The sequence below is a fragment of the Micromonospora sp. LOL_023 genome, from assembly GCF_048060115.1.
Taxonomy (GTDB): domain Bacteria; phylum Actinomycetota; class Actinomycetes; order Mycobacteriales; family Micromonosporaceae; genus Micromonospora_E.
Genome location: NZ_JBHMIM010000011.1, coordinates 9,080 through 31,092, shown reverse-complemented (window position 1 = coordinate 31,092; position 22,013 = coordinate 9,080). Strand labels below are relative to the sequence as shown.

The 22,013-nt window shown below is 71.0% G+C and carries 11 protein-coding genes and 1 pseudogene; 7 read left to right on the top strand and 5 right to left on the bottom strand.

Features of this window, described 5'->3' with window-relative positions:
• Positions 1-62: 62 nt before the first annotated feature.
• From ACFHVL_RS08190 to eccCa, 3 genes are all read right to left on the bottom strand, one after another.
• On the bottom strand, positions 63-1,745 hold the full coding sequence (locus ACFHVL_RS08190; RefSeq protein WP_416626652.1) for a hypothetical protein: 1,683 nt from the start codon (positions 1,743-1,745) through the stop codon (positions 63-65).
• A gap of 31 nt (positions 1,746-1,776) precedes the next feature.
• Positions 1,777-2,367: a hypothetical protein gene (locus tag ACFHVL_RS08185; protein WP_416626651.1), complete on the bottom strand. Its 591-nt coding sequence runs from the start codon at positions 2,365-2,367 to the stop codon at positions 1,777-1,779.
• Between the two features lie 67 nt (positions 2,368-2,434).
• A complete protein-coding gene (eccCa, locus tag ACFHVL_RS08180) occupies positions 2,435-6,388 on the bottom strand; it encodes a type VII secretion protein EccCa (RefSeq protein ID WP_416626800.1) in 3,954 nt (1,317 codons plus the stop codon).
• 142 nt (positions 6,389-6,530) lie between these two features.
• Here eccCa and eccD point away from each other — a divergent pair, with 142 nt between their 5' ends.
• A complete protein-coding gene (eccD, locus tag ACFHVL_RS08175) occupies positions 6,531-7,916 on the top strand; it encodes a type VII secretion integral membrane protein EccD (protein ID WP_416626650.1) in 1,386 nt (461 codons plus the stop codon).
• Between the two features lie 42 nt (positions 7,917-7,958).
• Here the strand turns inward: eccD and ACFHVL_RS08170 are convergent, their stop codons facing one another.
• Entirely contained in the window at positions 7,959-8,705 is a 747-nt protein-coding gene (locus ACFHVL_RS08170) for an SUKH-3 domain-containing protein (protein ID WP_416626649.1), read from the bottom strand.
• 122 nt (positions 8,706-8,827) lie between these two features.
• Here ACFHVL_RS08170 and eccB point away from each other — a divergent pair, with 122 nt between their 5' ends.
• From eccB to ACFHVL_RS08155, 3 genes are all read left to right on the top strand, one after another.
• Positions 8,828-10,243: a type VII secretion protein EccB gene (gene eccB, locus ACFHVL_RS08165; RefSeq protein ID WP_416626648.1), complete on the top strand. Its 1,416-nt coding sequence runs from the start codon at positions 8,828-8,830 to the stop codon at positions 10,241-10,243.
• 182 nt (positions 10,244-10,425) lie between these two features.
• Positions 10,426-10,749, top strand: coding sequence for a WXG100 family type VII secretion target (locus tag ACFHVL_RS08160; RefSeq protein WP_416626647.1), 324 nt, complete (start codon positions 10,426-10,428; stop codon positions 10,747-10,749).
• A gap of 14 nt (positions 10,750-10,763) precedes the next feature.
• Positions 10,764-11,048, top strand: a complete 285-nt coding sequence (locus ACFHVL_RS08155; RefSeq protein ID WP_326550385.1) for a WXG100 family type VII secretion target — start codon at positions 10,764-10,766, stop codon at positions 11,046-11,048.
• A 105-nt stretch (positions 11,049-11,153) separates the two neighbouring features.
• Here the strand turns inward: ACFHVL_RS08155 and mycP are convergent, their stop codons facing one another.
• On the bottom strand, positions 11,154-12,461 hold the full coding sequence (gene mycP / locus ACFHVL_RS08150; RefSeq protein ID WP_416626645.1) for a type VII secretion-associated serine protease mycosin: 1,308 nt from the start codon (positions 12,459-12,461) through the stop codon (positions 11,154-11,156).
• 158 nt (positions 12,462-12,619) lie between these two features.
• Between mycP and ACFHVL_RS08145 the strand changes: the two genes are divergently transcribed.
• The 3 genes and pseudogenes from ACFHVL_RS08145 to ACFHVL_RS08135 all read left to right on the top strand — a co-directional run.
• The gene (locus ACFHVL_RS08145) at positions 12,620-13,012 is read left to right on the top strand and encodes a YbaB/EbfC family nucleoid-associated protein (protein WP_416626798.1); all 393 of its coding nucleotides are present in this window, start codon (positions 12,620-12,622) and stop codon (positions 13,010-13,012) included.
• Positions 13,009-13,347, top strand: coding sequence for a hypothetical protein (locus ACFHVL_RS08140; protein ID WP_416626644.1), 339 nt, complete (start codon positions 13,009-13,011; stop codon positions 13,345-13,347). The genes ACFHVL_RS08145 and ACFHVL_RS08140 overlap by 4 nt, the downstream gene beginning before the upstream one ends.
• Before the next feature lie 144 nt (positions 13,348-13,491).
• Positions 13,492-21,339, top strand: a pseudogene (locus ACFHVL_RS08135) (toxin glutamine deamidase domain-containing protein); the annotation flags it as partial.
• Between the last annotated feature and the right edge of the window lie 674 nt (positions 21,340-22,013).

Genomic DNA, 22,013 nt, shown 5'->3' with positions numbered 1-22,013 from the left:
TGACCAAATGATACGCCCGGTGACACTTCGCCCGGTGCCATGCCAGCTGGGTGTATCACCGCTCATTGCTGGCCGATGCTTCGGCCCTGCTCCGTTGGGGGCTTCTCGACGGGCGTGTCGATCGTGCCTGCGGCCATCGACTCGGTTTCCCACAGCTCGCCGTCGCCATCGCCGTACGCCCAGCCCTGCTGCTGGTCGTCGGACTTGCGGTGCTGCCGGGCACCACCGCCGGCCGGGGCCTGCCCACGCTGACCGCCCAGCGTCGGCGCCGGCCCCTTGCCGGTGGTGCCACCAGGTTTGGCCGGCCCGGCCCGGCCAGGTAGTTGCGGCTTGACCGGGGCGCTCCGGCTGGTAGCGCCCGGCGTGGTCGGGCCCGGTAGCCGTGGGCCGCTGGCCGTCGACTTCGCGGCCGGGCGCTGCCCGCCCAGGCTCGGCGGCGGCGCTGCCGGCCGCCCGGCACCGCCCGCTTGCCGGGCCGGGCGACCCGACGTGTTGCCCGGCAACTGCGGGCCGTCGGGCGGGGTGCCCCGGCCGAGCGGTGGCCGGCTGCCCGGAGCTTGTGGCCGGGCACCGCTCCCGGTCGGGCTGGTGCTGCCGGGCAACGTCGGCGGCTTCGGTGCTGCCCCGCGCGTGGCCGGGCCCTTCGCCGGCGGCGGTGCGCCGGCTCCCGGCAACGCCGGCCGGGGTGGACCCGGCGGCCGGGTAGCTGCGGTCGGGCGGTTGCCGCCCGGCGTCGGCGGCAGGTTCGGCCGAGCCGTGCCCGGGTTGCCCGGTCGTGGTCCGATCGGCCCCGCGCCCGGCGGCACGACCGCTGGCGGTGGGCCCGGTGCCGGACCGACGCCCGGCGGCACGACGGAACCCGGCGGCGGAGCCGGTGCGGTGACCGCCCCGCCGGCCAGGTTCAACCCGTCCGGCACCCGGGGCGGCGGTTGGCCGTTGACGGGAAGTGGCGGTGCCGGCGCGTCGGGACCCGGCACGCCGGGGAGGCCGGGTCGTGGCCCGCCGGGCGGTGCCCCGGGGCCGCCACCAGGCGGCGCTCCCGGCGGCGCCCCGAATGGGCTGGGCGTGGGGATGTCCTGCGGGTGATTAATCGCCGCGTCGGTTGGGCCCTTGAACATGGTGCCGCGGGTGATGTGGCTGATGTAGACGTCGATGTACGTGTCGGCGAGCGGCTTGATGATGTCCCGGGCCCGCTCGAAGTAGTCGTCCATGACGTCCTGCCGGGTCCGGCCGGTCAGTCCGGGGATCCAGTCGTAGGTGTCGGACCACTGCAGGCCATCGTCCGGGTTCGCGGCCTCGACGAGGTACTGCTCCCACAGCGGTCTGAAGTTCTGCTGTGCCGTCTTGATCGTCGAGGCCAACTGCTCCAGGCCGCGGTAGTTGCTGTCTGCGGCCTCCCGCCACTCGTCGAGCGAGAAGAGCGTGGCACCCACCCGCTGCATGAAGTACTCACCGGCCGGTGACTGCCACTTGGCGGCCAGCGCGGTCGCGTACCGCTGGAGGTTGCCGCGGGTGCTTTCCAGGAGCACGTTGATCCGGCGCCACATCTCGGCGACGGCCAGCACCCGCTCGTCGCTCTCGTTCTGGATCCAGCCCCACATCGTCTCGATGTTGGTGGTGTCCTTGCTCCATACGGTGGGCTCGTAGCGCTGGTTGGGATCCGAGTAGTCGACGGTGACGTAGTCGCTGTTGCCGTACGGATACGGAACCGACATCGGACGCCAGCCAAAGTAGTCTTCGGACATCACCGCTCCTCGCTGCCCTGCTCGCGGTGCCTCAGTGCTCAGCTGTGGGACTGTCGAGCTTTTCGTCGTGCATGTCCTCACGATCACCGTCGATGTCGTACGCGCCCGCGCCCTCACCGACCGTTTCGGCCTCGTAGAGCGACAGCCCGGTGTCGGCGACCCCGGGCGCGTACGGGGAGGAGCCCTCCGGCTCGACGGCGAGACTCGGATCCTCGACGTCGTTGCCGGGGTCCTGCCATAGCCCGCTGAGTGTTTCCTGGCCATCCACAGCCATTAAGGCTTCGTGGATCGTCTTGTTGTCCGCTTCAGTGAGCGCGTCGCCGTTGAGGTATTCGGCGGAGATCGACTTCGCGGCCACCGAAAGCGAGGCGAGGCCCTTCGCTACTTCGCCGAGCAACTGGGCAGCGGCCTGGCGGTTCTCGTCGTGCCGCCCCTGGAAGTACCGGCCCTCGGAAAGGCCGGAGCCGCCGAACGGGACCGGGATGGTCAACATGTGGTTGATCCCGCTCTCCAGACTCGGCTGGAAGTTGAGCCGCAACTCGTCCATCACGTAGGTGGCGAAGTCGTCGAGTTTCTCGATGTCGACTTCGATGATCTCGTTGGCGAGCCAGTCGTCGGCCATGCGTCCTCCCCGCGTACATCAGCCACGATAAAACTATCGCGTTGGCGCAACCGATGTGAACCGCCCGTCACGTTCGCGACGGTAGATGTAACAACTGGACCAATCGGGTGCCTTCGCGGCGGGTGACCAGCCAACCCCGGCCGGGCGGCAGCGGTCCGGGTCGGACGTTGCCGAGTAGGACTCCTTCGTCGCGGTTGCCCGACATGACCAGGCCAGGGGTGCCGAGCTCGCGCAGCCGCATCAGGATCGGTTCGTAGAGGGCCCGGCTGGCACCGCCGCTGCGGCGGGCGACGACCAGGTGCAGCCCGATGTCGCGGGCCTGCGGCAGGAACTCCAGCAGCGGCAGCAGCGGGTTGGTGCCGCCCCCGGCGACCAGGTCGTAGTCGTCGACCAGGATGTACAGGTCGGGGCCCTTCCACCAGCTACGGGCGCGCAACTGCTCGGGTGTCACGTCGGCCGGGGGTAGCCGGTCACGCATCACGTTGACCACTTCGACGAGGAGGCCTTCGGTGACCTGCGCCGAGGAGCCGTAGCCGATCAGATGCTCGGTCTCGACGTCGCCGAGCAGGCTGCGCCGGTAGTCGACGACGATCAGCCGGGCCTGGGTGAGGTCGGTGCGGTCGACGATGCCTCGGGCGAGGGCCCGCAGGAAGGTGCTCTTGCCGGACTCGCCGTCGCCGAACAGGATGAAGTGCGGGTCGGCACCGAGGTCGAGGTGTACCGGCTGCAGGTCGATCTCGGCGATGCCGATCGGTACGCCGGACCGCCCGGTGTCCGGGATGCTCTCGTACGGGACCACTGCCGGCAGCAGCCGGATCGGTGGTGCTCCCGGCCCCTGCCAGGCTGCGGCGACGTCGGTGACGAACCGCCGACTGCCGTCGGCGAGGGTCTCGGTGTCCGACTCGCCGTCGGCGCGGGGCAGCGCGGCGAGGAACTGCATCCCATCGGGGGTGATGCCCCGACCGGGTGACTTCTCCGGCACGTTCATCGCGGCGCGTCGGTCCAGGTTGGAGTCGGTGGCGTCGGCGAGGCGCAGCTCCAGCCGGGTGCCGAAGACATCGCGTACGGCCGGGCGCAGGTCCATCCAGCGGCCGGCGGTGATCATCAGGTGGATGCCGAACGACAGCCCACGGTTGGCGATGTCGTTGATCGCCGGCTCCAGGTCCTCGAATTCGCCCCGGACGGTGGCCCAGCCGTCGATCACCAGGAAAACGTCGCCGAACGGGTCGTCGGTGTGCCCGCCGTGGCGGCGTTCCCGCCGGTAGGTGGCCATCGAGTCGATGCCGCGTTCGGCGAACCGGCGTTCCCGCTGCACCATCAGCAGCCGCAGTTCGGCGATGGTACGGCGGACCTGGCCGGCGTCGAGCCGGGTGGCGACGCCGCCGACGTGCGGTAGGTCGCGCAGCGAGGCAAGGGCGCCGCTGCCCAGGTCGAGGCAGTAGATCTGCACTTCGCGCGGCGTGTGGGTGAGCGTCAGCGCCGACACGACCGTACGGAGCAGGGTGCTCTTGCCGCTCTGTGGGCCGCCGATGATCACGGTGTGCCCGGTGGATCCGGCCAGTTCCAGCCAGAGCACGTCGCGCCGCTGCTCGAACGGTCTGTCGATGACACCGACGGCGGCCCGTAGCTCGCCCTGCAGCGCGGGGTTCGCGGCGGTGATGCCGCGTTCCGGGTCGGCGGTCAGTGGGGACAGCATCTGGTCGAGGGTCATCGGGTCGCCCAGCGGCGGCAGCCACACCTGATGGGCTGGCCTGCCCCGGCCGGCGAGCCGGCTGACCAGGATGTCGAGCAGACTCTCGCCGACCGCGTCGGTCGGCTCCGGCGCGGCTTGCCGTGGGCCGGTCGGCAGGCGTGGGGCCACGTACTGGTTGGTGTATTCCTGGACCCGGTCGTCGCCGTCGCCGGCGGCGACCGCCTCGGCGGTCTTGCTGCGGTAGGTGCCGGAGACGTACGCGGCCCGGAAACGCACCAGCGGCTCGGTGCCGAAGCGCAGGTAGCCGTGGCCGGGGGAGCGGGGCAGTTCGTACGCGTCGGTGGCGCCGAGCACCACCCGGCTCTCCATCGCGGAGAAGGTCCGTAGGCCGATCCGGTACGACAGGTGGGTGTCCAGGCCGCGTAGCCGGCCCTCTTCGAGTCGTTGCGAGGCGAGCAGCAGGTGCACGCTCAACGACCGACCGACCCGTCCGATCTGGACGAACATGTCGATGAAGTCGGGTTTCGCGGTGAGCAGTTCGGAGAACTCGTCACAGATGATCAGCAGCGCGGGCATCGGGTCGAGCGCCGCCCCGGCTGCCCGTGCCTTCTCGTAGTCGCGCTGCGACGCGTAGTTGCCGGCGGACCGCAGCAGTTCCTGGCGGCGTACCAGCTCGCCGTTGATCGCGTCGGTCATCCGGTCGACCAGCGGAAGCTCGTCGGAGAGGTTGGTGATCACCGCACTGGTGTGCGGCAACTTGTCCAGCCGGGTGAACGTCGCGCCACCCTTGAAGTCGATCAGGACGAAGTTCAACGTCTCCGACGAGTGCGTGGCGGCCAGGGCCAGCACCAACGTACGCAGCAGTTCGGACTTGCCCGAACCGGTGGCGCCGATCAGCAGGCCGTGCGGACCCATGCCGTCCTGTGCGGACTCCTTCAGGTCGAGCTCGACCGGCGTGCCGTCCGGAGTCAGCCCGAGCGGTACCCGCAGCCGGTCCCGGTTCGGCCGGGGCACCCAGCCGCGTTCGACGTCGAACTCAGCCGGATCACCGAGGTCGAGCAGGTCGGCCAGGTCCTGCTCGACGTTGAGCGGCTGCTCGCCGCGCGACGTCGCGGACAGCCGCAGCGGCGCCAGCTGCATCGCCAGCGACTCGGCCTCGGCGATCGTGCAGCTGTCCGCCACGCCGATGTCCGCCGGGCCGTCCAGGGTGACGCTGGTCATCGCACCCTCAGTGTCGACGTCGAGCACCAGTCGGGCCCGGTCCAGCACCCGTGGCGGGGGCTCGGACAGGTCGACGATGGTGACTCCCTCCACGCCACCGTCGGTCATCAGATGGTCGGACCCGGCCGGGTCGCCGCCGTCGATGACCACCAGCAGATGCGGCCCGGACGCCGCCGAGGCGCCGCCGGAAAGGTTGAAGCGGGGCCGGTTGGCCAGGACGTCGTCGAGCATCGCCTCGAGCCCGGTGACCGTGGGGGAGACCAGCCGCACCGCACCCGCCGCGTCGGTCCTGGTCGGGTGCAGGGCGTGCGGCAACCACTTGGTCCACTCCCACTGCTCGCGGCGGGCCGGGGCGACACACACGGCCAGCAGCAGGTCGTCCGGGGCGTGGAAGGCGGTGGCCTGCGCGATCACCGCCCGTACCAGGGCCCGGGCCCGGTCGACGTCGCCGCGCAGGTGTACCCGGGCGAAGCCGCGCAAAGCCATGTCGACGGGCATGTCCGGCACGGTGGCATAGGTGATCAGGAACCGACGCAGCGCCAGCGCGCACATCGGCTCCAGCTTCTCCAGCGACGTCGGTGGCGGCGGGACCAGCGGCGTCGCCAGTTCCTGCCGGCCCAGTCCCACCCGTACGGTGGCGAAGTCGGGGTCTCCCCGGCGGCGCTCCCACAGCCGCGGCCCGACCGGCAGCGACCACAGCGCCGGCGGATCCGGATGCCGGTAGAACGCGGCCTGCTGCTGCTGGCGGACCGTCCTGAGGACGCGGCGGCGCTGCCGGGCCAGGTGCGCCAGGTATTCCCGGCGGCGCTGGGCCATCTCCTGTTTGCTCGGCCCGCCGGCCTGGTTGCCCAGTTGCGCGGCGAGCATGCCGAGCGCGGAGAGCCCGAACAGCCCGCCGGCGACGTAGCTGAGCGTCGAACCGCCCCGACCGGCGAACATCAGCGCCATCGCGACCGAGCCGGCCAGCATCGGCAGCAGCATCATCAGCTGCCCCCAGGACCGGCCGGTCGGTGCCGGGACCTCGGGCGGCGCGTCCAGCAGGACCTCACCGGACGGGTACTCGGGCTCAGGCTGGCGTACCGGTCGCCGTATCACCACCGTTCCCACGTAAACGTCCTCCCCGTCGTCGTGACGCCCGGACTTCCACGATGCGACCGGCGCCGATGGCACGGGCACATGGTAGGTAGCCTTCTCGAGTCAGGACAGCCCCAGGCTGCCGCCATGGGGAGAGTGCCAAGAGGAGTCACCAGTGGTCACCCAGGCCGGCACCGGACTTGCCCGGATCGCTGTCGTGGCGCCGTCTCGGCGGATCGACCTGGCTCTGCCGGAGCACCTGCCGATCGTCGGCCTGCTCCCCGCAGTGCTGCGGCACGCCGAGGAGAACCCGTCCGACGGGATGGCCGGCGGCGGCTGGTCGCTGCGCCGTACCGACGGATCGACCCTGGATCTGACCCGTACGCTGGCCGCGCAGCAGGTCCGCGACGGCGAGACGCTGCACCTGTCGCCGCGCCGTACCGAGTGGCCGGAACTCGCCTACGACGATCTGATGGAGGCGGTGGCGGCCGGCGCCCGGCGGCGAGGTCTGCCGTGGACGCCCGCTGCGACCCGGTCGACCGGTCTGCTGGCGGCCGCCGCCCTGCTGCTGCTCGCCCTGGTGGCGGTGGTGACCGCGACCGGTGCCGGACTGCTCGTCGGCGTGGCGCTGCTGGGGACGGCCGCCGTACTGGTCGCGGTGGGCGTGGTGTTGTCGCGGGCGATGGCGGACTCGTTGGCCGGTGCGGTGCTGGCGGCCGTGGCCCTGCCGTACGCGTTCGCCGGCGGCGCTCTGCTGCTGGCCGCCGGGGAGCCGATCACCAGCTTCGGTGCACCGCATGTGCTGGTCGGCTGCGCGGCGTTGGCCCTCGCCGGCATGCTGGGCATGTTGGGCGTCGGCGACGCCAGCCGGATCTTCGTTGCGGCGAACGTCGTCGGGGTCAGCGGTGCGTTCGGCGCGCTGCTGGCACTCGGATCGCTGGACGCGCCGCAGGCCGCCGCCGTGGTGGTGAGCCTCGTGACCCTGTTGCTGCCGGCGTTGCCGCTGCTCGCGGTGCGGGCCGGCAAGCTACCGATGCCGGCGCTGCCGCGCACGCCGGAGGATCTGGTCCGCGACGAACCGCAACCGGACCGGACGGTGATCTACCAGGCGACTGCGCGTGCCGACGAGGTACTGACCGGGCTGATGTTCGGCACTGCGGTGACGGCGGCGGCCGGGTCGACACTGCTCACCTTCGCGGGGTCGGTCGGTGCGTTGCTGCTGGTCGCCGTGGTAACCGGCGGCTTCCTGCTCCGGGCCCGGCTGGTGCCGACGGTTCGGCACCGGCTGCCGCTGCTGGTGGTAGGGCTGGCCGGGGTGGCCCTGTTGACGTTGGTCGGTGCCGGGGATCTGGCCGTCGGCTCCCGGCTGGCGATGCTGCCGGTGCTGCTGCTGGTGGCCGCGTCGGTCGTCGCGGCCGGCATGGTCTACAGCCGACGCCCGCCGTCGCCCCGGCTGGCCCGGCTCGGCGACGGGCTGGACGTCGTGCTGCAGTTGGCGGTGGTGCCGGTGGCCTGCTCGGTGCTGGGGCTGTACGGGTTCATGCGGGCCATCAACGGCTGAGGCTGTCGATCCCGGTTGCCGTGGTGACCTACCTGTGCGAGGTCACCACTTGTCGGGGCGCAGCGGCGGGAACGGCCCGCCCCGGATGAGTCGGATCAGCGTTTCATCGACGCCGGCGTCGATGAATCGGTATCCCGCCCAGTGCAGCATGACGAACCGGCCCTCGGCGTCGACCACCAACTCGGACGGGCCGTCGGAGTTGCCGCCGAACGGGAAGACCTGGTGGTCGTGCTCGTCGATGAACACCCGGGCCTCTTCGGTGACCAGACCGCTGCGTACCGGGTGGATGAAGGTGGGGAAGCCGGCGTCGGCGGTGCCGTCCGCGCCGAACTGCGGAAACGTCAGGCCGCCGAATTCCACCAGGGCGGCCCGCGCGGCCGCCGACATGACCAGGCCGGAGAGTTCGTCGGCCCAGCGCGTCGACCAGTTGTCGACCATGGCGCTGACGTCCCGGCCGGGGAACCAGCCTGCGGTCTCCAGGACATGCCGTACGTCCGGTGGGAACCGGCGGTCGGCGGCCCGCTCCGTCGCGTACCGCTGGGCGACGACCGGGACCGGCAGCGGCGGCCATTCGCTGACCTCGCCGGATTCCCGGTCGATCACGATGCGTGGTGTTCCGCTGCTGCCCGGCGGTCCGGCGGCAGCGGAATCCGCACCCGGGTCGGACGGGACCAGCCATGCGACGTACCCCTGATCGAACTCGTGCAGGCCGATCTGCGGGTCCGGGCCGCCGCCGTGGGCGGCGGCCCAACCCTCAGCCAGCGTGCGGGCCTCGTCGCGGCCGATCATCGATGATCCTTCCGGGTGTCGGGGCCGGACCACACGGTACGTTGTCGCGGCCGTTGCCTATGGTAGGCAGCACGCCGCGCGGGGTAGTCACGCGGCACCGGGCAGGTAGGAGGTTGCCGGACATGCCGTCGCGGCGCGACCAGGTCCAGTCGTACCAGTTCTTCGTGCAGCGGATGACGTCCGCGTTGCTGGCCGGCGACCCGGATCCGGCGGTAGCCCCGTTTCGGCGGCTCGGCGGTGCCGGACTCGGCGGGATCATGGTCGCGGTGCTCTGCCTCGCCGCCGTCGGGGTGTTCGGCTTCGTCGTCCCCGGTGGTTCGACCGGTTGGCGCAACGGCAAATCAGTGATTCTGGAGAAGGAGACCGGCGCCCGGTACGTCTACCGCGACGGCCAACTCCACCCGGTGGTCAACTACTCGTCGGCGTTGCTCGCGATGGAAGCCTTCGTGCCGATCACCAGCGTGTCCCGCAACTCGCTGGTGGGCACGGCCCGGGCCGGGCGGATCGGCATCCCGGATGCCCCGGACGCCCTGCCCGAGGCGAAGCGGATCCTCGACGGCGCCTGGACATTGTGCTCCCATGCGGTCCGGGACCAGTCCGGGGCGCTGGTCAGCACGACGGTGCTGACGGTGGGCCGACCGCCGGTCGGTGGCCGGGCTGCCGGCGACGGTGCCCTGCTGGTCCGCGATGCCGACACCGACCGGCTGCACCTCGTCTGGCGCGACCAGCGGCACGAGCTCGTCGACGAAGAAATTGTCCTGGAAGGACTGACATTGCGCGCCGAGCCGGTGGTGCTGGTCGGCGGTGCCTGGCTCAACGCGCTGCCGGCCGGCGAAACGATCGGCACCCGCGGCGTCGCCGGCCGCGGTGGGCCGTCGAGCGCGCTGCCCGACGCGGTGACCGGCCGGATCTACGTCGTCGAGAACCAGGCCGGCGCGCGGCAGTACTACCTGGCGGAACGGGACCACCTGGTCGCGCTGACCGCGTTGCAGACCGAGGTGCTGATGGCTGATCCCCGCACGCGGGCCGCGTACGACGGCGACCGTCCACAGGCGCTGCCGGTCGACGCCGCCACCGTGGTCGGTGCCCCCCGCGCGGAAACGCCGCAGCAGGGCCGCGTGCAGGCCCCGGAGCAGCGGCCGGAGATCGTCCGGCTCGTCGACGGCCAGCAGAGCGTGTGCGCCGGCTACCAGCCCGGCAGTCACGAGCCGCAGGTGCTGCTGGACGCGCGCACGGATCCGGTCACCGAAGCGATCGTCACCCCGGCGCGCACCGCCGACGGGGTCCCCCTGGCCGACCAGGTGGTCATCGAGCCGGGCTACGGTGCGCTGGTCGAGTCGATGCCCAGCCCGGATGCCCCGGCCGGCACCCTGAACCTGGTCACCGACCTGGGGATCCGCTATCCGCTCGCGGACCGGGCCGTCGCCGCGATGCTCGGCTACCAGCAGGTGGAGCCGGTGCGGCTGCCCGCGAGTCTGGTGGTACGGCTACCGAGTGGCCCGGCCCTGGATCCGGCGGCCGCCAGGTCACCGGCCTGAGCAACTACTGTGGATCATCGGGTGGTTGTCGGGGGAGAGTCGGTTTGCCGGCATGCTCTGGCGCCACTGGACAGGAGCATCTACCGTTTCATTGACAGATGGTGCGGCTACGCGCGCCATGCGGCCGTCCACGGATGTGGGCATCGCAACAGAGGACGGGGTGACAAGCCGCCATGACCGGGATGAACACCAATACCGGACTGATGGTTCAGACCGAGAAGGACGTCGATGCCGTCGCGGATCGACTGACCGGAAACCTGAACCGGCTGATGGATCAACTCGCGCCCCTCTACGACCAGTGGAAGGGCATCGGTGCCGGCTCGTTCCAGCAGGTGCGCCAGTCGTTCGACGAGGACATGGCGCGGTTGAACCTGGCGCTGCGGTCGATTGCCGAAGCGGTCGGCTCGGCCGGTAAGGATTACGAAGTCAGCGACGAGGAGATCAAGTCGGAGATGGATTCGGCGGGGGCCACCGCTGGCCAGATCACCGCGGCGCTCAAGCTCTGACCGGGGGAAACAAGATGGATATTCGTTACGACTTCGCCGCGTTGAATGGCGCCGCCGACAACTGTGGCTCAGCGGCCAAGAACATGATGAGCGAGCTCGATGGTCTCAAGACCGGAATTCAGCCGCTGGTCGCGAGCTGGGAAGGCTCCGCACAGACCGCGTACCTGGCGCGGCAGGCCGAGTGGGAGTCGGCCGCCGACGACCTCAAAGGCCTGCTCACCCGGATCGAGGGTGCCCTGCGGGAAGCCGCCCTGCGGATGCAGGCCCGGGAGGCCGCCAACCGCGCCAAGTTCGAGTGATCCAGGGGTGAACGATCCGGCAGGTGACCGCGACCGGCCATCGGGCAGCGGTCGCGGTCACCGCCGCGCCGGGCCGTCACTGTGTCGATCCACCGCCGGCTGCGGTCACCGCCGCGCCGGCCCGGGCACCACGAAGTAGGTCTCCTGCGGATCCGCCCAGGTCGATGTGTCACCCGACGTCGTGCCCGAGTAGGTGCCGGTGCCGTCGGTCGAGCGGGTCGGCCGCCAGCGCCGCCGTCGACCACGCGGCACGGCCACCATCGTCGCCGCGATGGCCGCCGCGACCAGCGCCATGCCGGCCACCGCCCCGACCGCGACCCGCCCGAGCCGCTGCCACCTGGCCGTCCGCGCCGCCAACACCGGATCGGTCACCAGCGCCGGCAACGCCTGCGCCGCCACCGGCTCGCCATCGGACAACGCCTCCGTCACCGCCCGGTACGGGTTCACCACCCCCTGGCCGTATCCGCTCGACCGGCCACCGGCGGCCGGATCGGCGGTGGCGATCAACCGGCGGGCCACCTCGGCGGCGGAGAGTTGCGGCTCAGCGGCACGCAGCAGCGCCGCAGCCGCGCTCACCACCGGCGTCGCGTAGCTCGTGCCGCTGACCACCCGGTGCCCGGAGACCCGGGACGCCACGATTACCGCACCGCCCGGCGCCACCAGGTCGACGTACTCGCCGACCTGCGAATCCGGCAACCGGATGCCGTACTCGTCGATCGCACCGACGCCGATCACCCCGTCGAAGGCCGCCGGATACGGCGTGGGATCAGGACGCTCGCCGCGTTGGTGTTCGTTGCCGGCGGCCGCCACCAGGACCACGTCGGCGTTCCTGGCCCGCTCGACCGCCGCCCGTACCGCCTCGTCCGGGTCGTACATCGTCACCGACATGTTGATCACGTCGGCGTCAGCGGCGATCGCGAAGTCGATCGCCTCGGCGAGCCGGTCGCCCGCCGAGGTGGCACCGCCGTCCTGTGCCTGGAGCTGCTCGACGACCCGGATCGGCACGATCGTCACGCCGGGCGCGATGCCGTGGAAGCCGACTCCGTCACGTGCGGTGGCGGCGATGACACCGGCCACCGCAGTTCCGTGCGAGGCGCAGTCCACATTGCCGTCGTCTTCGAGGCCGAGGACGTCGGTGCCGTCGGTCACCCGCGCCGACAGCTGTGGGTGGTCGTCGTCGACTCCCGAGTCGATGACCGCGACCCGCACCCCGGATCCGTCGGTGACCGGCCAGATCCGCTCCGGCGCCAGCCACCGCTGATGCCACGACAGCTGCGAGACGACCTGGCCGGGTTCGGCCGGGCTGCGGCAGCTGCCAGGTGCCGCCCAGCCCGGCGACGCCACCACCACAGCGGGCAGCACGGCCGCCGCGGCGATCGTCACCAGCCGGGCCGACCAGGACGCAGACCGCATCTGCTGACCTCCCGACGTCCCCAGTGGTGGTGGAATCCTACCGAGCGGCCGAGCCGGCGACAGGTCTCGTGTGGTTGGCACACATTCAGTATCGTCAGGACATGCCTCGCCGGGGCGGTGCCCTGGTGCCCGGCTGGCGCGGTGACGGGGAGGGCACCATGGACCTGCAGGGCCTGCGAGCCCGAGCCGACGAGTTGATGGCGCAGTTCGACCGGATGCGTTCCGGGGTCGGTGAGCTACAGCAGCAACTACGTGCCGTGTCCGCCACCGTGACCTCGGACGACGGGCTCGTCACCGTCACCGTCGGCCCGCGCGGGCAGGTGACCAAGGTGGAGCTCGATCCGCGCGTCTACCGGCAGCCGAACGCGTCGAAACTGTCCACCACCATCACCGAGACGATCCGGGTCGCCACCGACCAGGCGATGGCCGAGGTGGAGCGGATCTGCCGGCCACTCGTGCCCGACGCGCAGTTCCAGGCGCACATGGACTTCGACCTGGACGGACTGTTCCGCCAGCTCGACGTCGACCTGCCGGGAGGAGACCGCAAATGACCGATCCGCAGCAGACCTTCCTCAACCCGGATGCTGCCCGCCCGGCGGGCAGCGCGCTGGGGGCCGCAGCCGAGAAGCTCGCCGGTGACTGGAACCGGATCACCGGCACGATCCGCGCGATGAACGACGGCAGACCCTGGGGGGACGACGAGGCCGGTCGGGCCTTCAACGAGCACTACCTGGAAGGTGGCGACGAGGCACCGGCGAAGGTGACCCTCGACGCCGGCGACGAACTCGTCGAGGCGGTCTCCGACGTCGGGGTGCGGATCGTCTCCTCCGTCGACGGCACCGTCGCCGACGACGACGATGTCTCCAGCAGCTTCGGCGGCAAGTAACCCTGCTGGCCCGGCGGCGCTCGGAGGACCCACGGCGTGGCGATCATCAACCCCAGGGAGTGGTTCGGGGAGTACGGGTGGGTCTGGGACGCGATCACCTGGGCCAGCGCCGGTGAGGCCTGGCCTGTCGGCGACGAGGACCAGATGCGCGAGCTCGCCAGCGCCTGGCGCGAACTCGGCGAGGCCGTCCGGACTGCCCTCGCCGACGCCGATCCGGCGGCGCTGCGGATCATCGAGAGCTGGGGCGGCGACGCCGGCGGCGAGTTCGCGAACTTCTGGCGGCAGGTGGGCATCGGCCCGAACACCGGGCTGCCGGTGCTGCAGGAAGCGACCGACGCGTTCGCCAGCGGCTGCGACGCCGCCGCGACCGAGATCGAGTACGCCAAACTGACCATCCTGATCGCGGTCGGCATCACCGTGATCGCGGTCTTCGTGGCGCTGCTGATGGCCTGGCTCGGCGGCGTGTCGGCCGGTGCGATCCCCGGCATTCTCGCCGCTGGCCGGCAAGCGGTGATGGTCGCCTTCCGCCGGCTACTTGCGCAACTCGGCCGGCAGATGGTCACCCGGGCCGGGATGCGGGTCGCGTTGCGCAGCTCGGCGCGGCTGGCCACCACCCAGGTACAGCGAATCGGGGTTCGGCGGCTCGGCACCCAGCTCGGCATCGAGTTGGCCGAGGAGATCGGCGAAGAACTGATCATCGACGTCGGTGCGCAGGCGTTCCAGATGGCACAGGGCAACCGACGTGAGTGGGACGGCCAGCGGACGCTGACCTCCGGCGTCGGCGGGGCCTTCGGCGGGATGCTCGGCTTCGGCGGCAACCGGCTGCTGCGTAACACGATCGCCCCTCGGGTTCCGGTGTCGTTCCGCCCACCAGCGCTGAACTTCCGCGGCGGTGGGGTGGTCCGCTGGGGCGGGCGGTCCGTGGCCGCCGGCATGCAGAACGCCGTCGTCTCGCCAGCGGCCAGCGTCGCCGCCAACCTGGCCGTCGCCCAGCAGTGGTCCAACCCCGGCTGGGCGGGCGTGCTCGGCGGGTTCACCAGCGGCGCCGGGCGCGGCGGCGCGACGATGGCGGCATCCTCCACCGGTGCAGCGGCCGCCAACCTGGCGAACCGGCTGGGCGGGGTCGCGCCGCCGACCGGCACACTGCCGAACGGGGCGGATCTCGCCGGCACCGCGGCGCTACCCAGCGTCGATGCCGGTGGGATCGATCTGAGCGCGCTCGACACAGACGTCAGCACCACCGGCACCGGTGCGGACACCGACGGCGCCACCGGAACGGCCGCCAACGGGACTACCACCACCCATGGCGACCCGGCCACGTCAGCACCGGCGACGTCCGCCGCACCGCCACCCACGGCGGTGCCGGACACCGGAGCGGGCTCCATCTCCCTGGCAGCCGCGCCGCCGGACTCGGCCACCGCCGTCGCGCCGCCGGTCACCCGGTCGGATGCGGTGGTGGCAGGCGACCCCAACGACTCGGCGTCGGCCCCACCGGCCGTTCCCGGGCCGACCGTGGCAGACGTGGTACCGGGCGTCGACGCGCCAGCGGACCCTGCCGGGCCGCCACCGGTGGTCGCAGATGCCGCCCCAGCCGATGCCGCCCCAGCCGATCCCGCCCCGGCCGGCATGGCGGTTACCGCCCCGGTGGTCGACGCCCCGGCTGCCGATCCAGGTGTCGACAGCCCTGCCCCGAGTCCACCGGTGCTGGATTCCGCCAGCCAGGACACCCGACCCGGGACAGCGCAGCCGGAGACCGTTGTCGCGGCACCCGGCCCGGCCGCGACCGGTCAACCTGCGGCGGCGACCACCGTCGGCCCGGCGGCGACCCCCGCTGCCTCGCCAGCCACCGCCCCAGCGCCAGCGACAACGCCGCCGGCTGCGACCGCATCGTCAGCGACCGCACCTGCGGGTACCGCGTCGACCGGGGCCACCGCCTCGACCGGGGCGCAAGCCTCGATCAGCGGTACCCAGCCGAGCGGCAGCACCACGCCCGCCGCAGCACGAGCCACCACGCCCGCCGCAGCACCGGCCAACACATCAGCGACGACACCGGCCCGACCGCCGGGAACGCTGTCCGGGCCGTCCGCCGGCTCCATCTCACTCGGCCCGCCACCCGCCGCGCCGCCAGCAACAAGCAGCGGCGAACCAGGCCGACCGGCGAACTCGACGCCGGGCCAGTCCACGCCGGGCCAGTCCACGCCGGGCCAGTCCACGCCGGGCCAGCCGGGGGCCGGCAGCCAGGTCGACCCGGACACCCTGCAACGATCGGCCGGACGCACCGGGACCGGAACACACAGCTGGCAGCTGGCGCCGGTCGGGTTCGACGGCGACCCCACCGGGCCCGACGCCGACCAGGCGCTCATCGCCGCGTCCCGTGCACTGGTCGACGCCGTACAGGACGCCGTCACCCGACAGCAGCAGCAGATCACGCCCGGCGAGCGCATCTCGATGGGCAAGCGGCCCGGGGTGGTCGGCGCGCTGATGACCAGCAGCGGGCAGCTCACCACCCACACCAGCATGACCGCCGACCAGAGCACCGACCCGGCGACCAGGCCGACCCCGCATCCGCTGGTCGACACCGTGCTGGCGCAGGTGGCGCAGGAAGTCAGCCGCACCGGTAGCGGGCATGGCCACTGCGCCGAGGTCGCCCTGGTCTCCGACGTGCTCTACCAGTTGGAGCAGCAGTGGCGGGACTCCGGCGCTCCCGGTGACTTCGAGACGTACGCCCGATCGGAGCTGGCCGGGGCGCGGATCGTGACCCACCAGTTCCGCCGGGCGCTCGACATCGACGTGGTGTACGAGCGCGGCGACTACCGGCCGCCGTGCCGTTCGTGTGGGCCGATGCTCGACAAACTCGGCGTCACCCCGGTGGTGGACACCGATCGGCTGCCCGGCCCGGTCGCACCCCCCGAATCCGGTGCGCTGGGCGACGGGCGACCACTGCCGGACACCAGACCCACCGGCGACGGGCAGGGCCTGATCCCGCCTGATCCCGCCGATCAGCAGGCGCTGACCGACGCCGTACCGATCGGATCGGACGGCCGTCCGGAAGTACACCCGGACCCGCGCGATGGCCGGTGGCCGGAGCTGGTCAACGACGGTGGCCCGGCGAACCCGGGCCGCGCCACCAACTGCGCCGACGTCGGCCTGTCCGTCCTCGCCACCTGGTACGGCGACCCGCAGGTGGCGGCGTCGGTCGACGCGTCGGTGCCCGCCGAGCCGGGCAGTACCCGGCGACAGGAGCAGTGGTTGGGCGCAGGCTTCGAGCCCAACGGGCGGGGGCCAGCCGGGCTGGAGGCGGTCGCCGACCAGCTGCTGCGGGCCGGCCACGGCTCCGCCGCGTTGATCATCACGAGCTGGACCGCGGCGGTCGGTGGCGGAGCGCACACCTGGAACGCGGTCAACCACAACGGCCGGATCATCTGGATCGACGCGCAGAGCCGTACCGTCTCCGACACCGCGCCCATCTACGACAGCGAGGTCGACGGCGTCTGGTCGATCGTCCTGGACGCCGCCGGCAATCCGGTGCCGGCCAGCCCGGACACCGCCACCCGACCCGCCGAGCCTGCCGGTCCGGTCGATCCGACTGGGCCGACCGATTCCGGGCCGGCGTACCTGGACGCGTTTACCGAGTCGGACCGGGCCGCGCTGCTCGCCGAGTTGCAGGCCGCCCAGGTCGACGCCGACGCCATCCTGGCCGAGCTGGAGACGATCGGCGACCAGCTCAACGCCGACCTCGGGCTGGCCGGCGCAGCTGCCCTGACGCCGTTGGGCAGCGAATACCGGGTCAAGGGCGCCGAGTCGCTGGCCCGCAAGTTCAGCACCGAGTTCGAGCCGAAGGGGTACACCCTCCCGGAGGCGCTGGCCGAAACCAACGACACGGTGCGGTTCTCCGTACGGGCACCGGAGACCGACGCGTACGGGCCGGCGGTGACCGGCATGCTCGACGCCCTGGTCGCCAGCGGCCACCAGGTCACCGACGTGAAGAGCTTCTGGCACTCCGGCAACCGGTTCTTCGGGCTGAACTGCACCCTCGTCTCACCGACGGGCCGCACGTTCGAGGTGCAGTTCCCCACCGCCACCAGCTGGGCGATCGGCAAGCAGACCCACGGGCCGTACGAGGTGATGCGGGACCCGGCGGCGACCCCGGCCGACCGGATGCACGCTCTCCTCGACATCCTCGCGGTCAACAAGGCGCACGACATCGCCGGCCGGATGCCTGGTGGCATGCCGGCACTGACCGAGCGGTACGGCCCGCCGAAGGGCACCAGCTTCGCCAAGTGGATCGGCAAGCAGGACCAGGCCGGCCTGCGACAGGACTACGTCGACTGGCTGGCCGCCGACCCGAGTCGCAGCTTCCGGCAGGAGCTGGCTGCGCGAGGATTGGACCTATCCGACCTGCCCGGATTCGATCCCGATGCGATAGGAAGCACAGATGCCAACCCTGATTTTCCGCTACCACCTGCTGTATCGGACGGACGACCAGACCCAGCCGCCGGTCAACGTGATAGCGGTGGCGGCCGGCGCCGGGCCGACCCAGGCGGTGATCTGGGACCGTCCGACGTCGAGGTGGGGCTTCCGACCGGACGTGGCGGCGTCGATCCTGTACGCCGACCCGGAGCGCCACAGCGTACGGGCAGTGGACCGGGCGACGGCGGAGTCGGTGACGCATCACTTCACGACGGTGCCGCTGCCGAGCGAGGCGGAGCTGACCCGGATCTGCCAGCAGAGGGCGAGCATCTAGCCGACGCTGCCACAGAAACGACGGAGTACCTCGACAGGCTGTCCGAGACCGAGAAGCAGGAGTTGTATCGGGGAGTAGCGGCTGCGCAGGCCGCCGCGTTGGCAATCCAGGGAGCCGTAGAACAAGTCATTTCCAGGATGCGGGCACAGCCCGGAACTTCCGGTGCCGACTCGCCCGCTCTGCTTGGGGCAGAAAACCGAGTCAAGGAACCGGAGTCACTGGCCCGAAAATTCGTGACGGAATACCGCCCAGTTGGCGATGACGTGGCCGGAGCGCTGGCCGCTATCAACGACGTCGTACGTTTTTCGGTGCGCAGTCCCGGTGGGCCAGCCTACGGGTCCACCGTGGATCAAATCCTCAACGGGCTCCAAGAGGTGCATCACCTAGTGGTGTCAGGAAAGATCTTCTGGCACCCCGGCAACCGGTTTTTCGGCCTGAATGCCACTCTCCGTTCTCCCGAAGGACGGTTGTACGAAATTCAGTTTCCAACTGAGGCAAGTTGGAGAGTGGGCAAGCATACGCACGAATTCTATGAGGTGTTGCGGGACGGCGACTCGCATCCGGTTGATCGCGTGCATGCCTTCCTTGATATCCTCGCTCTGAACAGGTCGGCTGGGTTGACAGCCGAGTTGCCAGGCGGCCTCGACGTTCTCGCTGATCGCTTCGGCGAGGCACGGTTCAACGGGCTCGCACGATGGCTGGACAGGGTCGATTCGAGTACCTCATCAGGATCAGGCAACACTGTTCGGCAGCGGTACGGTGAGTGGCTCTCGGCAACGCAACGTACTTTCGGCGATGTACTTGCCTTCCGCGGACTCGACTACACTGACGTGCCTGGACTTGGGCCGGACTCCTGGATGGACGGCAATGGCAGACATGATGTTCCAGTACTATCTGCTGTACCACCCGACGCGACCGTCGGACAACCCAGCGAACGTGATCGCGCTGGCGAACGACCCGGGTCCGACCAAAGCGGTGATCTGGGACCGTCCGACGGCCAAGTGGAGTTGCCAACCGGACGTGGCCATCGCGGTGTTGTTCGTCAACCAGGAACGCAACAACTTCCGCGGGGTCGACAGGATGACGGCGGAGTCGGTGACGCATCACTTCACGACGGTCCCGTTGCCGAGCGAGACGGAGTTGACCCGGATCTGCCAGGAGGCCAGCCCGACCTGACCGGCACCCGGCCGGTGTCCGGTGAGGGCCGCGACACCGGGTCAACAACCCTGGCGTCGGCGAATGCCGCAGGTGAGTCGTCGACATTGCCGGAGCAGGGAGGGGTCGTCGATGACCGCGGACGAGGCCAGAGCACTGATCAGCAGACTGCTGGGCAGCAGGAACCCGATCGAGATGTATCCGTTCGAGTTCGGCTGGCTGGTCCGGGAGGAGTTGTCGACCCAGGAACGGCAAGCCGGGATGCACATGGGTCAGGGGAGCTTCATCGTGGACCTGACGGGCGTGGTGACCGCCCAGCCGAGCCTGCCGGCGACGGTGGTGGTCGAGGAGTACGCGGCGGAGCGTCGGCAGGGCCGGATCTCGGGTCGGCAGGTGTGGCCGGAGCCGGGCCCGCCACCGGAGTAGCCGACCGGGCCGTACCCGTGGCGGGCGGCGATGCGCCGCTGGCCGGCTCGCGTCCGGTTGGTCCGTTGAATTTGGCGCCGCTGGAGGATGTGGGTTTTCAGGCGGATCTTGAGTCGGTGTTGTGGTCGGGTGATGGTTTTGTGGTGGGTGCGGATCCGTCGTCGCATCCGTTTGGTGGGTTGGTGAATGATGGTGGTCCGGCGCGGTCTGGTCGGGGTAACAATTGTATGGATTGTTCGTTGGCGGGTTTGTCGAGTTTCCTTGGTCGGCCGATGGTGTCGTTGCCGAGGTGGTCGGATGTGTTGCCGGACGGCTCCATCGACCGACAGACCGGCGAGGTGGCTGGCGTCGACCGGGCCGAGGAGTGGCTCGGCGGCGAATGGGTCGCGCCGCCGGCGAACATGCCCGGGTCGCCGCAGAAGCGGTCGGTGGCGGTCGCCCGGCAGTACGCACAACTGCAGGAGCGTGTGGCGGCGGCCGGTCCGGGCAGCGCCGCGCTGGTGGTCGCCGACTGGCTGAGCGTGGACGAGTCGACCGGGCGACTGCAGCTCGACGCCGACGGCAACGCCCTGGCTGACGGCTCGCACGCGTTCCTGATCGTGTACCCGTACGGTGCGGACGGGCCGGTGTGGTGGGATCCGCAGGACGGCCAGACGTGGTCGACCCCGCCGGCGCACCTCGTCGCCGGCACCCACACGTTGTGGTCGATGGACGCGCCGACAGTGGCAGGTGGAGGGACCAGCAGTGACCCGGGACGAAGCGCAGGAACTGATCCAACGGCTGGTCGGCACGCCGAATCCGATGGCGCTGCACGAGTTCGAGTTCGGCTGGCTGGCGCAGGAGACGCTGAGTCCACAGCAGCGCGGCACGGGGATGCAGATCGGCCTGGGGAGCTACATCATCGACCGGGACGGGACGGTGACGGTGCACGGGAGTCTGCCCGTACCGGTGACGATCGGCCGCTACTCGACGGAGCGTCGCCTGGGTCGGATTTCGGGTCGGCAGGTGTGGCCGGTGACGGAGTCGGATCCGGAGTAGTTGGGTCTGCTGTTGTTGGTGGCGGTGGGTTGTCGGGGTCGCGTCCGGTTGGTCCGTTGAATCTGGCGCCGTTGGAGGATGTGGGTTTTCAGGCGGATCTTGAGTCGGTGTTGTGGTCGGGTGATGGTTTTGTGGTGGGTGCGGATCCGTCGTCGCATCCGTTTGGTGGGTTGGTGAATGATGGTGGTCCGGCGCGGTCTGGTCGGGGTAACAATTGTATGGATTGTTCGTTGGCGGGTTTGTCGAGTTTCCTTGGTCGGCCGATGGTGTCGTTGCCGAGGTGGTCGGATGTGTTGCCGGACGGCTCCATTGATCGGCTGACCGGCGAGTCCGACGGGGTGGGCCGAGCCGAGGAGTGGCTCGGCGGCGAATGGGTCGGCCCGGCGACGGAGCTGCCGGGGGCACCGGCGGACCGGGCGGCGGCGGTCGCCGAGCAGTACGCACAGTTGCAGGAGCGGGTGGCGGCGGCCGGTCCGGGCAGCGCCGCCCTGGTCGTCGCCGACTGGCTCAGCTTCGATCAGCACGCCGGCCAGCTCAACCTCGACGCAGCCGGAAACGTCCGGGCCGCCGGCTCGCACGCCTTCTTGATCGTCTACCCGTACGGTGCCGACGGGCCGGTGTGGTGGGATCCGCAGTACGGCGGGACGGCGTCGCAGCCGCCTGCCGGGTACCTGGCGGCCACGCACACGCTGTGGTCGATGGACGCGCCGGCAGCGGCAGGTGGGGGGATCCGCAGTGACTCGGGACGAAGCGCAGGAGCTGATCCAGCGGCTGGTCGGGACGCCGAATCGGATGGCGCTGCACGAGTTCGAGTTCGGCTGGGTGGCGAGGGAGATCCTCTCCGAGACGGAACGGACCCGGGGGATGGGCCTGGGCAAGGGGAACTGGGTGATCGACCACAACGGGGTGGTGACCGCGCACCGGAGCATGCCGCCAATGGTGATCATGCAGGAGTACGCGACGGCGCGGCAGTCGGGCCGGATAACCGGCCGCCAGGTGTGGCCGCCGACGGAGCCCACCGACCCGAGCACGCCGCCGGACCCGACGGACCCGACGGACCCGACGGACCGGAAGGACCCGACGGAGCCGGGCCGCTAGCCGCCAGGGCGGACCTGTACAGCGCGGCCGCCGGCACCACGTTCGGTGGCGCGTTGCACGACGCCGACCCGGTCGCCGTCGCGGCGGCGGTACGCGACGCGCTCGAATCCGGGCTGCTGCCCGACGGCGCTGTCGCCGACCCGGAAACCGGGATCGTCACCCTGGACACCGCAACCGGGCCGGTCACTGTCGCCGTCACCATCGG

Excerpts from the sequence above, each read along its gene's own strand:
- ACFHVL_RS08190 (WP_416626652.1), bottom strand. The coding sequence starts at position 1,745 with ATGTCCGAAGACTACTTTGGCTGGCGTCCGATGTCGGTTCCGTATCCG.
- ACFHVL_RS08185 (WP_416626651.1), bottom strand. The coding sequence starts at position 2,367 with ATGGCCGACGACTGGCTCGCCAACGAGATCATCGAAGTCGACATCGAG.
- ACFHVL_RS08170 (WP_416626649.1), bottom strand. The coding sequence starts at position 8,705 with ATGATCGGCCGCGACGAGGCCCGCACGCTGGCTGAGGGTTGGGCCGCC.
- eccB (WP_416626648.1), top strand. The coding sequence starts at position 8,828 with ATGCCGTCGCGGCGCGACCAGGTCCAGTCGTACCAGTTCTTCGTGCAG.
- ACFHVL_RS08160 (WP_416626647.1), top strand. The coding sequence starts at position 10,426 with ATGAACACCAATACCGGACTGATGGTTCAGACCGAGAAGGACGTCGAT.
- ACFHVL_RS08155 (WP_326550385.1), top strand. The coding sequence starts at position 10,764 with ATGGATATTCGTTACGACTTCGCCGCGTTGAATGGCGCCGCCGACAAC.
- mycP (WP_416626645.1), bottom strand. The coding sequence starts at position 12,461 with ATGCGGTCTGCGTCCTGGTCGGCCCGGCTGGTGACGATCGCCGCGGCG.
- ACFHVL_RS08145 (WP_416626798.1), top strand. The coding sequence starts at position 12,620 with ATGGACCTGCAGGGCCTGCGAGCCCGAGCCGACGAGTTGATGGCGCAG.
- ACFHVL_RS08140 (WP_416626644.1), top strand. The coding sequence starts at position 13,009 with ATGACCGATCCGCAGCAGACCTTCCTCAACCCGGATGCTGCCCGCCCG.